Source organism: Pseudomonas sp. P1_C12 (assembly GCF_056406435.1).
Map to the genome: position 1 here is coordinate 612,992 of NZ_JBFUAE010000001.1, position 12,702 is coordinate 625,693.

Here is a 12,702-nt window from a genome sequence, read left to right on the forward strand (position 1 = left end):
CGATTGTTTATTGTTGTGTTCGAAGGCAGTACGGCAAAACGAGAAACGATTACTGGTGTTTTTTTTTATAAATTAGGACCAGTATCAAAAGATGTCAACGCCTTTTTCCGATTCTTCACCCAAAGCCCTGCAGGAGCTGCCGCAGGCTGCGATCTTTTGATCTTGCTTTCAAAAATCAACGTCAAAAGATCGCAGCCTGCGGCAGCTCCTACGGAGGAAAGCGCATGACCACAGCATTGGGTATGGACAACCTGACCATTGAGCGGCGCATGGCATAAGATGAGCACCTGATTCGCCAGCGACCGAACCGAGACAAGACGCTTGAGCACAACAGCCGAGAAAAAACCCCGCACCAATCACCTGGAACTCGCCCGGCGAATTCTGGAGCACACTCAGGAAAGCGGCCTGATGGCCGGCGACCCGGTGGCCGAACAGGCCCTGGCCCGGACCTTCCAGGTCTCGCGCACGCTGATTCGCGGCGCACTGAAAGTGCTGCTGGAAGAAAACCTGCTGAGTCATGAAGCCGGCAAGGGCTACCGATTGCTGGCCTCGCCGTCGGGCCAGGCCTTCAACGCCGCCCTGCCGCAAGCCGAGGAAGAAGAACTGGCCGCCTCGGTACTGCGCGACCGCATGGCCGGGCGCCTGGGCGACAGCATCAGCATCAGCGAACTGATGCGCCGCTACGACATCGGCCGGCCAGCGGCACAAAAGGCCCTGCAGCAATTGAGCGAAAGCCAGGCCATCGAGCGCGGCCCCGGCCAGTCCTGGCTGTTTCGTCCGTCGCTGAACAGCCTCGCCGCTCTGGAAGAAAGCCTGAAGTTCCGCCTGATTCTCGAGCCCGAAGCCTTGCTCAGCCCGAGCTTCAATGCCGACCCGCAACGCCTGGCGCTGTTGCGTAGCGCCACGCAAAGCCTGCTCTCAAGCCCGGTGGAAGATTTCGATATCCAGCAGTTTCGCGAACTGGACATCAGCTTCCACGAACTGCTGGCCCAAAGCTGCGGCAACCGCTTCATCAGCGACGCCCTGCTCCAGCACCAGGGTCTGCGGCGCCTGCCGAACCTGCTGCCATCGGTGAGCGTGCACCGCCTGCAGGAGGCGCTGCGCGAACACCTGCAGATCATCGCGCAGATCGAACGCGGGCAGATGGAGATCGCCGCCGACCTGCTGCGCCTGCACCTGCGCCTGAGCGCCGCGCAACGCCCGCAAACCGCCAACCGTGGCATCCCGCAAAGTCATCTGTTTGGGCGTCGCTAATCATCATGTAAAAAACATGATGATTTTTTTTTGAAAATAAGACAGCATCCAAAACACCTTCAGGAGCGGCGGGGCTGACCCGCCATGGACAGTCCCTCGCCATGCAAAAACAAAAACTGATCGCCCTGTTTCCGGAAGCCAGTTTCGGCGCGGCCCTGAACTGCATTGGTATCGCCCAGTCGCTGCGCGAACTGGGCGCCAGGCCGGTGTTCATCTGCCATGAACATTTCCAGGGGTTGTTCGCCGAATACGGTTTCGATGAATACCCGATTCCGCAAGCGAGCCCGTTGTCGGCGGCGGAACACCAGCACTACTGGGAGCGCTTCATCGAGCGCAGCATTCCCTACTTCGACCAGACCCCGCTGGCGCAGATCGACAGCTACGTGGCGCCGGCCTGGGAAGCCATCATCGACACCGCCATCGAAGCGGAAAAACCCTTGCAGCAGTTGCTCGGCCGCCTCAAGCCCGACGTGATCGTGCTCGACAACGTGGTGATGTTCCCGGCCATTGCCAACGCCGGTTGCCCGTGGGTGCGGATGGTGTCCTGCGCTGAAACCGAGCTGCCGGATGCGGCCGTCCCGCCGTACCTGTCCGGATGCCTGGCCAGTGACACGAAGGCCTGCGAGCGTTACTCCGAGCATTACCTCAAAGCCGTCGCACCGGCCCATGAACGCTTTTCGCAGTTTCTCCTGAGCAACAATACGGCGCCGTGTCCTGCAGGGCAGTTCCTCACTGACTCGCCATGGCTGAACCTGCTGCTGTCGCCGACGCCAGTGCGCTATGAACGCCAGCAACCGCTCGACCCGCAGCGCTACGTCTACCTCGACGGTTGCGTGCGCCGCGAAGCGCCGTACATCGTCCCGGACTTTCCACGGCACAATGACGCGCCGCTGATCTACCTCAGCTTCGGCAGCCTCGGCGCGGCCGACACCGGGATGATGAAGCGCCTGATCAACACTATCGAAACCTTGCCGTACCGTTTCCTGGTCAACGTCGGTGCCTACCGCGACATGTACACCACCGTGCCGGACAACGTGTACCTCGACAGCTGGTTTGCCCAGCCGGCGGTGCTCAAGGAATGCCATGTGTTCATCCACCACGGTGGCAACAACAGCTTCTGCGAGGCGCTGTATTTCGGCTTGCCGTCGCTGATCATTCCGTATTGCTGGGACGGCCACGACAATGCCGCCCGCGCCGAGGGAGTCGGTGTCGGCCGCTATCTGCCGCGCTTTGCCGATCCCCTGGCCGCCCTGCCCGCCGCCCTCGAACAGCTGCTGGCGGATAAACCGATGAAACAACGCCTCATAGCGTTCAGCGAACGCATGCAGGCGACCCGCGGCACCGACATTGCCGCGCGCGCCATTCTTGATCTCTAGCCAAAACAACAAAAACCCGTCGGGCAACCGAACGCAATCGTCGCTGCCCGACACACCGCCGGAGTTTCAGCATGAATGCCCCACCGCGTCTCGATTCCCTCGACCATGTCCTGCCCCATCCCTTTTGGCAGGACACTGTCACCCCACCGCCCGCTGCACCTTCCGTCACCGGCACGGTGCAATGCAACCTGGCAGTGGTCGGTGGTGGATTTACTGGATTGTGGACGGCGTTACTGGCGCGCCAGCGCAACCCCGGGCTGAGCATCGCGATCATCGAGGCGCGACGCTGCGGCGGCGAGGCCAGCGGGCGCAATGGCGGTTTCTGCGCACCGAGCATTTCCCATGGGGTGTCCAACGCGCTCAAGCGCTGGCCGGATGAAGCACAGCAACTGATCCGCCTCGGCCGGCAGAACCTTGATGAACTGGCCGCCGACCTGCAACGCTTTGGCATGCACGTCGAGTTCGAACGCCAGGGCAAACTCAACGTCGCCAGCCAACCGTGGCAGATCGACGGGTTGCGCTCGATGCAGCGCAACTATGCGCAGTTCGGTATTGACTGCCAGTGGCTGGAAGGCAGCGATCTGGCACAGAAACTCGACTCCCCGGCGTATGCGGCGGGCCTGTTCGAGCCCAATTACGCCCTGCTCAACCCGGCGAAAATGGCCACCGAACTGCGCCGCGTCTGCCTTGAACAAGGGATTCAACTGTTCGAAAACAGCCCGGTTCTGCAACTGGATGCCCGCAACGACAGCCTGCGCCTGCGCACTGCCGACGGCGAAGTCAGCGCCGGGCAAATCGCCCTCGCCACCAACATCGCCCCGCCGCTGCTCGGCCATCTGGCATCAAGCGTGATCCCGGTCTACGACTACAGCCTGGTCAGCGAACCCTTGAGCGATGCGCAGCTGCAAGCCATCGGCTGGACCGGCCGCTACGGCATCGCCGACGCCGGCAACCGGTTCCACTACCTGCGCAAGACCGCCGACAACCGCATTCTCTGGGCCGGCTTTGATGCCATCTACCATTTCGGCGGACGCCGCGACGAGGCACTGACCCAGCGCCCGCAAAGCTTCCAGCGCCTCGCCGAACAATTCCAACAGACCTTCCCGGCCATGGGCGATGTGCGTTTCAGCCATGCCTGGGGCGGCATCATCGACACCTCCGCACGCACCACGATGTTCACCGGTTGCGAGCACCAGGGCCGCGTCGCCTATGCCTTGGGCTTCACCGGGCAAGGGGTGTCCGCCAGCCGCTTTGCCGCACTGAACATGCTCGACCTGCTGGCCGGCAAGCGCACCGAACGCACCGAGCTGCTGATGACCTCCAAGGCGCCATTCCGCTTTCCGCCCGAACCCTTGCGTTACGTCGGGGTGAAACTGGCCCAACGCTCACTAGCGCGCGAAGACCGCGACGGTCACCGCGACTGGCTGCTCAAGTCCTTCGATGCCTTTGGCATCGGCTTCGATTCCTGATCCGGAGACCACCATGTCCACAGCCCTGCCCCGGCATGTCCTCGACTTCGCCAGCGACCTTGCCCCCCGTGAAACTGAAATCAACGACCCGGCCGTGGTCGACGCGCCTTATCGCAGCAAAAGTTGGCGGCACTTTGTGGCACCCGGGAAAAACGCCGTGGCCGGCATCTGGGAGGCGGGACCGCATCGGGAGCGCTGTCAGTGCGATTACGATGAGCTGTGTCACATTCTGCAAGGCACGGTGCGTCTGACCGATGCCGAGGGCGTTGCGCGCACGTTCGGCCCCGGTGATTCTTTCGTCGTAGCCAGCGGGTTCAATGGCACCTGGGAAAACCTCACCCCGGTGCGCAAGGTCTACTTCATCCTCGGCTAACGTACCTGATTACGCCCGCTGCGCTTGGCCTGATACAGCGCATCGTCGGCACGGGTCAGCAGGGTTTCCGGCGTGTCACCGGGTTGAGCATGAGCCACGCCGAACGACGCGGTGATGGTGTCCAGCACCGTGTCAGTACCTCGGGCCTTGACCCGCAGCGCCTGGATTTTCAGGCGCAGGCGCTCGGCAAAAGCACCGGCGGCCGCCAGATCCGGGCAATCCTTGAGCACGACACAGAATTCTTCACCACCGTAACGCGCGGCAATGGCCTCGGCCGGCAGCGAGTCTCGCAACACCTGGGCGACATGCTGAAGCACGCGGTCACCCAAGGGATGGCCGTACTGGTCGTTGAAGTGCTTGAAGTGGTCGATATCCAGCATCACCAGGGCCACGCCGGTCGCCGCGTTGTTCATCGCCTGCTCGAGCTTGCGATTGAAGGTGGTGCGGTTGAGCAATTCGGTCAGGCCATCGAGGGTCGCGGCCAGTTGGGCGCGCTCCAGTTTGTCGCGCAGGCTTTTGATTTCATGCTGCGCCGACTGTAACTGGGCGAGGAAGTGTTCCTGCTGCCCTTGCATCAGCCGGGTGCTCTGTTGCAGCTGGACCAGGATGCTCGGCAAGTGCTCGCTGGCGGGCTCTTCGAGCATTTTCAGGTATTGGCCAAGGTTGGCCTGGAAATTCTGATTGCCCTTCACGCTGCGCGAAACATCGCGCTCCATGTCGTCGACCAGGTTGATCGCTTCCTGTTGCCCGGAACGGGCGTCCGTCAGTTCATCGCGGATGATGTACTCGCGAAACAGTTTGGCGGCCGACTCCGGCGGGAAATAGTCGAAGTCGCTGACCACCCGGTCCAGGTGCCGATTGAGTTCCGGCTCCTGGCCTTTGCTGTAGGTGTACCAGAGCGCGTAGTGCACCGGGTTGGGCGCAATGTTGTGACGAACCATCAGCGGCACTGCCTGCTTGAGCAACGCCGCTGCCTCGCGGGAGTCTTCCGGATACAGCGCTAGAACAGTCGCACGCGTGTCTGATTGGCTCATGGTTTCACTGTGGTTGTTATCATCGGCGATTGGCAAACTCGCTGAGCATAGCCATACGCCCGACAGACGACCATCCCGAATCACACAATCATTTCAACCCGGTACGCCTGTCCCACAGGCCCGATCAACTGTTGGTCGGCATCAAACCGGCCATGTTCTGGCGCCGACGGTACGCGGTATCGCAATTGGCCAGCCTGCTTTTGGTGGGAACGAGCCTGCTCCGGGCGGCGTTCCGACGAAGACGGCGGCACATCCAACATCGATGTGACCGACATACCGCCTTCGCGGGCAAGCCCGCTCCCACAGGTTTTTGTGAACGACATAAATCACTGGGGGGCTTGCCCGCGATGAGGCCAGCACAGTCATTTGTTCAGCCTGAGGGCTTGCTGCACCGCTCCATCCACGCTAAACCCACTCAGCAGCACCCCGCTAACCTCCACCTGCGGCAACGCCGCCAACGCCGTTTGTGCGTCGTCCTTCAGACGCGCCAGAATCAGCTGTTTGCCTTCCTGACGCACCCGCACAAAAAACTCCTGCAACGCCTCGATGCTGGTGCCATCCAGATCGGGCGATTCCTCAAGACTGAGAATCACCGTATGAATCGGCGATTGCGAATGCCGGATCAGACGCAAGGCGCCGCCAAGAATCCGCTCGACGTTGGCAAAGAACAACGCTTCCCCCGGCCGCACAATCATCACGCCAGACACTGCTTGCGCCGTTGGGTGGCGTTGCAGGTCGACAAAGTCGTGACCGCCATCGATGCGCCCCAGAATCTGGATATCCGCCGCCGACATCTGCTTGAGCATCAGCAACATACTGATCGCCACCGCTACCAGCAAGCCGTCCAGCACCCCCAGCACCAACACCGCACCCACGGCGCAGATCACCAGCAAGCGGTCACGGCGCCAGATGAAATACCGTCCCAGCGGCTGCAGGCTCAAGCCGCGCCCCAGGGCATGGATGACGATGGCGGCGAGGATCGGTTCCGGGGTCAGGGCGATGTAAGGCAGAACCGTCACGACAATGATCAGCACCACCAGCGCCGCCACTACACCGGCCAGGCGCGAAGTAGCACCCGCCGCCTCATTGGCCGACGTTGCCGAATACCCTGCCCCCGCCGGCATGCCGTGGAACAGGCCGGACAACAGGTTGGATGCCCCCAGCGCAAGCAGGTCGCGGTTCGAGGTGACGCGATCACCGTGCTTGAGCGCATAGGCACTGATCGAGCCATAAGACTCCGCATACAGAATCATCACCATGGCGAACGCCAATTCACCGAGACGCAGCCAGTCGGCAAACGGCAGTACCGGCAATTTCGGCACCTCCAGGCTCAGGTCGATCACGCCGATAAGCTTCACGCCATAAGCCGGCAGGTCCAGCCACTGCCCCGCCGCAATGCCGATCACCACCACCAACAAACCACCTGGCAGGCGCCGCAAGCGCGCGAACAGCCATAACAAGGCCAATGCCACGGCGCCGACGCCAGCCGCCGCCCAGTTCCATTGCGGCAGTTGTTCCAGCAATTGCGGCAGAAAACCCACCAGGTTGGCCTCGGTCAAATGCACGCCGACCACGCTGGCGACCTGTTTGAGAATGATGGTCGCCGCCAGGCCAAAGGCAAAACCGCGCAGCACCGGTTTGGCGATGAACGACGTCACGCTGCCGAGCTTGAACAGCCCGGCCAGCAAGAAAAACACCCCGGTCACCAGCACCAGGCCGATGGCCAGGGTCGAGCGAAGCCCGGGATCGCCATTGGCCAGGGTGGCGGTCGCGGCGGCCAGCACGGCGGCGGAAGATGAAGTGGCCGAGACAATCGCAAATCGGCTGGTGCCGAACAGGCCATAACACAGCAACCCGGCAAACAAGGCGATCACCCCGGCCTGGGGCGCCAGTGCGGCGATGCTTGAATAGGCGACCGCTTCGGGCAGCAACAGGCCGGCAATCGACAGCCCTGCCAACAGGTCCTGCCAGCGGTTGGGTTGCTCGGTGGGATTAGCGTTTGGGGCGCTCGACAATCCAGTGTCTCCAGGCGAAAAAAAACCGCTGCACGTATCACGTGCAGCGGCCACTGTAGCTGAAAATCAAAAGATCGCAGCCTTCGGCAGCTCCTACACCGGCCGCGAACCGCTGCGATGTATCGGTCAACCCGATCTCTTGATCTTTAACGTCAGGCAGTCAGCGAGTAAATCAACGCCGTAATCGCCACCAGGCCCACCGCCGTCACGAAGACGTTGGACGCCTGACCGCGATAGCGTGCCATCGCCGGCACCTTGCGGATGGCGTACATCGGCATCAGGAACAGGATCGCCGCAATCACCGGGCCACCCAGGGTTTCGATCATGCCGAGGATGCTCGGGTTCAGCGTGGCGACGATCCAGCACACCACCAGCATGAACGCGGCGGTCATACGGTCCAGGCTCTTGGCGGATGGACGCTTGCCGCTCTTGACGATCAAGCCCTTGAGACCTTCGCTGGCGCCGATGTAGTGGCCCAGGAACGACTTGGAAATGGCCACGAAGGCAATCAACGGCGCCGCAAAGGCGATGGTCGGATTGCTGAAGTGGTTGGCCAGGTACGACAGGATCGACAGGTTCTGCGCCTTGGCTTCAGCCAGTTGCGCTGGCGACAGGGTCAGCACGCAACTGAAGACGAAGAACAGCACCATCACCACCATCAGCAGGTGGGCGCGGGACAGGATCTGCGAGCTGCGCTCCTCGGCGTGCTCGCCGTAGCGACGCTTCTGGTCCACGGCGAACGCCGAGATGATCGGCGAGTGGTTGAACGAGAACACCATCACCGGAATCGCCAGCCACATCGTGTGCAGCAATGCCGACGGCGCCGGCACGCTGCTGGCGGTGGCGAGGATGCCGCCGTTCCAGTGGGGAACCAGGTACACCGCCAGGAACAGCAGCGCAACGATGAACGGGTAGACCATCAGGCTCATGGCCTTGACGATCAATTGCTCACCGCAACGTACCACTGCCAGCAGGCCGAGGATCAGCACCAGCGACAGCACGGCGCGCGGTGGCGGCATGATGTGCAGTTGATGTTCCATGAAGCTGCCGACCGTGTTGGTCAGGGCCACGCTGTAGATCAGCAGGATCGGGAAAATCGCGAAGAAATAAAGCAAGGTGATCAGGGCACCGGCCTTGATACCGAAATGCTCTTCCACCACTTCAGTGATGTCGGCGCCTTCGCGACCGGACAGCACGAAACGGGTCAGCCCGCGGTGTGCGTAGAACGTCATCGGGAACGCCAGCAACGCCAGGATCAGCAGCGGCCAGAAACCGCCCAGGCCTGCGTTGATCGGCAAAAACAGAGTACCCGCACCAATCGCCGTGCCAAACAGGCCCAGCATCCAGGTGGTGTCTTGGCGATTCCAGCTCGACAGTGTTGCTGGTGTCGCGTCTACATAGCGTTCGTTAACGCTATTGGCCTGATCATTCATCCGGTGGGATCTCCACATTCCGGTCACTTGCCACCCGGCCTGGACGCGTCGGAATACCCGACAGGCGGCGTCCGGCCGAAACAGGGGCGCGATTCTGGAGGATTCGTGAGCAGAAGCAAAGACTTAGGTGAGGAACGGTGGTGCCAGATCGCCGATAAATTCACCTGTACGAAACCCGATTTGCAGGAGCTGGCTTGCCAGCGAAGGCGTCCCAAAGTTCGGCACACGGCTTGAGGTCGCCTTCGCCGGCAAGCCGGCTCCTACAAGGGTATGCGGTGATTTCGACACTTGCTCTTGATCGTCTGAGTGCAATCCGCACTTGATAAAGGTCTAGCGTAATGTATTTTTAATTGACCTGTATCCTCCGGAGTCTTCCCATGCCACTGGTTCGCGTCGACATCAAAAAACATCAGGACCCCAACTACGCCAAGCGCATCGGCCAACTGATCTATGCCGCCATGCACAACACCATCGGCGTGCCGGAGAACGATAATTTCCAGATACTCGCCGAACACGATACGCAGCATTTCATCTTTGATCCCGGTTATCTGGGCATCAACCGCACGGACCAGTTGGTGGTGATCCAGATCACCATGAGCGAAGGCCGGACCGTCGAGCAGAAAAAACTCCTCTACAAAACCATTGCCGAGAGCCTTCATGCAGAGCTCGCGGTGCGTCTGGAGGACGTTTTCATTAATCTGGTGGAAGTGAAAAAAGAGAACTGGTCGTTCGGCAACGGGATTGCCCAATACGCCCTCTGATACTCAACCTGCAACCCCGAGAATGCCCCATGCCCCGAGTTTCCCGCAAACAAGCCGACCTCAACCGCGAGACCATAGTCGAAGCCGCCACACGGCTGTTTCGCGAACGCGGTTTGCACGGGATCAGTGTGGTCGATGTGATGGCTGCCGCGGGCCTGACCCACGGCGGCTTCTACGGGCACTTCGACTCCAGGGAAGCCCTGGCGCAAGAGGCCAGCGGCAGGGCCTTCGAGCAGTCCGCGCAGCGCTGGCAAGCGCGGGTGGCCGAGCATGACAGCAAGGACGCCGCCCGCCGCGCCGTGGTCGGACTGTACCTGTCTCGCGAAAGCCGGGACCATCCGGGCGACAGCTGCCCGGTGGTGGCCTTCGCCGGGGACATGTGCCATGAGACCGCCGAGAGCGGCTTGCGCCAAACCTACCTGCAGGGCCTGAACAACCTGCTCGATTCCCTCGGTTCGCTGCTGGACACAGAAGACGAAGCCGGCAAACGGCAGCAGGCGCTGGTGCAGTACTCGCTGATGTTCGGTGCGCTGATGCTGTCCCGGGCCACCCGCGGCGACCCGCTCTCGGACGAGATTCTCGAAGCCGCCCGTGCCACCCTCATGTCGTCGAAACAAAGCGACGTTCAAGCCGAATTTTCGATGCCCACAGGGAGCCAAACATGCCCGTAACCGTTCTGGTACTGGTTGAAACCATCAATGATTACCTGCCCATCCTCGAGCATCAGGGCTTCCATCTGATTCTGGCCCCGACACCCGCCGAGCGCGCCGAAGCCATCGACCGGCACGCCGGACAGATCGACGCCGTCCTCACCCGTGGCCCATTGGGGCTGTATGCCGATGAAATCGCCGCGCTGCCCAACCTCAAGATCATCTGCGTGATCGGTGCCGGCTATGAACACGTCGACCTGCAAGCCGCTGCCGACCGGGGCATCACCGTCACCAATGGCGCCGGGGTCAACGCCTCGTCCGTCGCCGACCATGCCATGGCGCTGCTGCTGTCGCTGGTGCGCGACATACCCCGCTGTGATGCCGCCGTACGGCGCGGCGAGTGGCCGAAGATCATGCGCCCTTCCCTCGCCGGCAAACGCCTGGGCATCCTAGGCCTCGGCGCGGTCGGCATGGCCATCGCCAAACGCGCCAGCGCCGGTTTCGACATGACCATTGGTTACCACAATCGCCAGCTTCGCAGCGATGTGCCCTACACCTTCTACTCGACCCCGACCGAACTGGCGCGCACCTCGGACTTCCTGATCGTCGCCACGCCCGGCGGCCCGGCCACCAGGCACCTGATCAATCGCCAGGTGCTCGACGCGTTGGGCCCCAAGGGGTTTATCGTCAATATCGCCCGGGCCAGCGTGATTGCCACCGCTGACCTGATCAGCGCCCTGGAGCACCGCCGGATCGCCGGTGCCGCGCTGGATGTGTTCGACGCCGAACCGAAGGTGCCGGATGTGCTCAAGACCCTGAGCAACGTGATCCTCACGCCCCATGTCGCCGGGCTGTCCCCGGAAGCCACCCAAGGCACCGTCGAACTGGTGGGCAAGAACCTCGTGGCGTTTTTCTCCAATCAACCGGTACTGACGCCGATCGACTTGCCACCCACCATGAGCCAGGTCGCCCAGTGACGGCGATTCAAACATCTGTATCAAAAACAATGATTGGCCGGCAACACGCTCACCTATAAGAGCCGTTCGCGGTTGTGGGTGCGCCGTGCGCGCATTAGATTAGCCAATAGTTTCAGGCCTCCAGAATAAGCAGAAGGGATAAGCATGGCGCTTAATGACCAGTCCACCCGTATCCGCACCGGCGAAGAGCTCGATGCCAGCCTGATCGATCCATACCTCAAGGCCCATATTCCGGGGCTCAGCGGTTTGCCGCAGATCAGCCAGTTTCCGGGCGGCGCTTCCAACCTCACCTACTTGCTGGAATACCCCGAACAGGAATTCGTCCTGCGTCGCCCGCCCTTTGGCCACAAGGCCAAGTCGGCCCACGACATGGGCCGTGAATTCCGCATCCTCAATCAACTGCGCGACGGCTTTCCGTACTGCCCGAAAGCCTATGTGCACTGCACCGACGAATCGGTGATCGGTGCCGAGTTCTATGTCATGGAACGGGTCAACGGCATCATCCTGCGCTCGGACCTGCCGCCGGAACTGGGCCTGGATCCGGCGAAAACCGAAGCCTTGTGCAAGAGCTTCATCGACAAATTCGTGGAATTGCATCGAGTCGACTACAACGCCTACGGCCTGGGCGATCTGGGCAAACCCGAAGGTTACGTGGCGCGGCAAATCAAAGGCTGGAGCGATCGCTACGAAAAAGCCCTGACCCCCGATGCGCCACAATGGCAAACGGTGAAAGCCTGGCTCAACGACAAGATGCCGGCCGACCATCCGGTCTCCAGCATCGTGCACAACGACTACCGCTTCGACAACGTGATCCTCGACCCGAACAACCCGATGCAGATCATCGGCGTGCTCGACTGGGAACTGACCACCCTGGGCGATCCGCTGATGGACCTGGGCAACACCCTCGCCTACTGGATCGAAGCCGATGATCCGGCGCCGGTGCAGATGATGCGCCGCCAGCCAAGCCACGCGCCGGGCATGTTGACCCGCCGCGAGTTCGTCGATTACTACGCCGAACGCTCGGGCATCCGCATCGACAATTTCGACTTCTACTACACCTACGGCCTGTTCCGTCTGGCCGGCATCGTGCAGCAGATCTACTACCGCTTCTACCACGGCCAGACCCAGGACAAACGCTTCGCGCAGTTCATTCACATGAACAAGCTGCTGGAGCAAATGAGCTTGCAGGTCATCAACAAATCCAGCCTCTGACCGTACGCGATCCCTTGTAGGAGCGAGCTTGCTCGCGAAGGTCGTTAACGATGACGCGCATCTACTGGCCAAAACGCAGCGCCCTCGGAGTAAATTCGCCCCTACTGAACAGCATTAGCCACACCCCGGCATTTGACTCAATAACAAG

At 61.5% G+C, this 12,702-nt stretch carries 12 protein-coding genes; 9 read left to right on the plus strand and 3 right to left on the minus strand.

Annotation, left to right across the window (positions count from 1 at the left end):
• The first annotated feature begins 15 nt into the window (after positions 1-15).
• From AC1D19_RS02785 to AC1D19_RS02805, 5 genes are all read left to right on the plus strand, one after another.
• The gene (locus AC1D19_RS02785) at positions 16-228 is read left to right on the plus strand and encodes a hypothetical protein (RefSeq protein WP_477762300.1); all 213 of its coding nucleotides are present in this window, start codon (positions 16-18) and stop codon (positions 226-228) included.
• A gap of 93 nt (positions 229-321) precedes the next feature.
• Complete coding sequence (locus AC1D19_RS02790) at positions 322-1,254, plus strand: GntR family transcriptional regulator (protein WP_477762301.1); 933 nt, start codon at positions 322-324, stop codon at positions 1,252-1,254.
• A gap of 101 nt (positions 1,255-1,355) precedes the next feature.
• The gene (locus AC1D19_RS02795; protein ID WP_477762302.1) at positions 1,356-2,630 is read left to right on the plus strand and encodes a nucleotide disphospho-sugar-binding domain-containing protein; all 1,275 of its coding nucleotides are present in this window, start codon (positions 1,356-1,358) and stop codon (positions 2,628-2,630) included.
• A gap of 71 nt (positions 2,631-2,701) precedes the next feature.
• Positions 2,702-4,099, plus strand: a complete 1,398-nt coding sequence (locus AC1D19_RS02800) for an NAD(P)/FAD-dependent oxidoreductase (RefSeq protein WP_477762303.1) — start codon at positions 2,702-2,704, stop codon at positions 4,097-4,099.
• 13 nt (positions 4,100-4,112) lie between these two features.
• Complete coding sequence (locus AC1D19_RS02805; RefSeq protein ID WP_223550377.1) at positions 4,113-4,472, plus strand: cupin domain-containing protein; 360 nt, start codon at positions 4,113-4,115, stop codon at positions 4,470-4,472.
• Here AC1D19_RS02805 and AC1D19_RS02810 read toward each other — a convergent pair.
• From AC1D19_RS02810 to AC1D19_RS02820, 3 genes are all read right to left on the minus strand, one after another.
• Positions 4,469-5,506, minus strand: coding sequence for a GGDEF domain-containing protein (locus AC1D19_RS02810; protein ID WP_477753279.1), 1,038 nt, complete (start codon positions 5,504-5,506; stop codon positions 4,469-4,471). The two genes, AC1D19_RS02805 and AC1D19_RS02810, sit on opposite strands and share 4 nt — an antisense overlap.
• A gap of 362 nt (positions 5,507-5,868) precedes the next feature.
• The gene (locus AC1D19_RS02815) at positions 5,869-7,521 is read right to left on the minus strand and encodes a SulP family inorganic anion transporter (RefSeq protein ID WP_477762304.1); all 1,653 of its coding nucleotides are present in this window, start codon (positions 7,519-7,521) and stop codon (positions 5,869-5,871) included.
• A 152-nt stretch (positions 7,522-7,673) separates the two neighbouring features.
• A complete protein-coding gene (locus AC1D19_RS02820) occupies positions 7,674-8,954 on the minus strand; it encodes a serine/threonine transporter (protein WP_477762305.1) in 1,281 nt (426 codons plus the stop codon).
• 377 nt (positions 8,955-9,331) lie between these two features.
• Here AC1D19_RS02820 and AC1D19_RS02825 point away from each other — a divergent pair, with 377 nt between their 5' ends.
• The 4 genes from AC1D19_RS02825 to AC1D19_RS02840 all read left to right on the plus strand — a co-directional run bounded on the left by AC1D19_RS02825 (position 9,332) and on the right by AC1D19_RS02840 (position 12,554).
• Positions 9,332-9,715, plus strand: a complete 384-nt coding sequence (locus AC1D19_RS02825) for a tautomerase family protein (protein WP_477762306.1) — start codon at positions 9,332-9,334, stop codon at positions 9,713-9,715.
• A 29-nt stretch (positions 9,716-9,744) separates the two neighbouring features.
• Complete coding sequence (locus tag AC1D19_RS02830) at positions 9,745-10,386, plus strand: TetR/AcrR family transcriptional regulator (RefSeq protein WP_477762307.1); 642 nt, start codon at positions 9,745-9,747, stop codon at positions 10,384-10,386.
• Positions 10,377-11,342: a 2-hydroxyacid dehydrogenase gene (locus AC1D19_RS02835; RefSeq protein ID WP_477762308.1), complete on the plus strand. Its 966-nt coding sequence runs from the start codon at positions 10,377-10,379 to the stop codon at positions 11,340-11,342. Before AC1D19_RS02830 ends, AC1D19_RS02835 begins: the two co-directional genes overlap by 10 nt.
• A 144-nt stretch (positions 11,343-11,486) precedes the next feature.
• Positions 11,487-12,554 carry a phosphotransferase family protein gene (locus AC1D19_RS02840; RefSeq protein WP_477762309.1) on the plus strand — a complete coding sequence of 356 codons (1,068 nt, stop codon included), beginning with the start codon at positions 11,487-11,489 and terminating at the stop codon, positions 12,552-12,554.
• Positions 12,555-12,702: the final 148 nt, after the last annotated feature.

Bases quoted from the DNA above. Each gene is read 5' to 3' on its own strand.
- AC1D19_RS02830 (WP_477762307.1), top strand. From the start codon at position 9,745: ATGCCCCGAGTTTCCCGCAAACAAGCCGACCTCAACCGCGAGACCATA.
- AC1D19_RS02795 (WP_477762302.1), top strand. From the start codon at position 1,356: ATGCAAAAACAAAAACTGATCGCCCTGTTTCCGGAAGCCAGTTTCGGC.
- AC1D19_RS02805 (WP_223550377.1), top strand. From the start codon at position 4,113: ATGTCCACAGCCCTGCCCCGGCATGTCCTCGACTTCGCCAGCGACCTT.
- AC1D19_RS02835 (WP_477762308.1), top strand. From the start codon at position 10,377: ATGCCCGTAACCGTTCTGGTACTGGTTGAAACCATCAATGATTACCTG.
- AC1D19_RS02840 (WP_477762309.1), top strand. From the start codon at position 11,487: ATGGCGCTTAATGACCAGTCCACCCGTATCCGCACCGGCGAAGAGCTC.
- AC1D19_RS02825 (WP_477762306.1), top strand. From the start codon at position 9,332: ATGCCACTGGTTCGCGTCGACATCAAAAAACATCAGGACCCCAACTAC.
- AC1D19_RS02810 (WP_477753279.1), bottom strand. From the start codon at position 5,506: ATGAGCCAATCAGACACGCGTGCGACTGTTCTAGCGCTGTATCCGGAA.
- AC1D19_RS02800 (WP_477762303.1), top strand. From the start codon at position 2,702: ATGAATGCCCCACCGCGTCTCGATTCCCTCGACCATGTCCTGCCCCAT.
- AC1D19_RS02820 (WP_477762305.1), bottom strand. From the start codon at position 8,954: ATGAATGATCAGGCCAATAGCGTTAACGAACGCTATGTAGACGCGACA.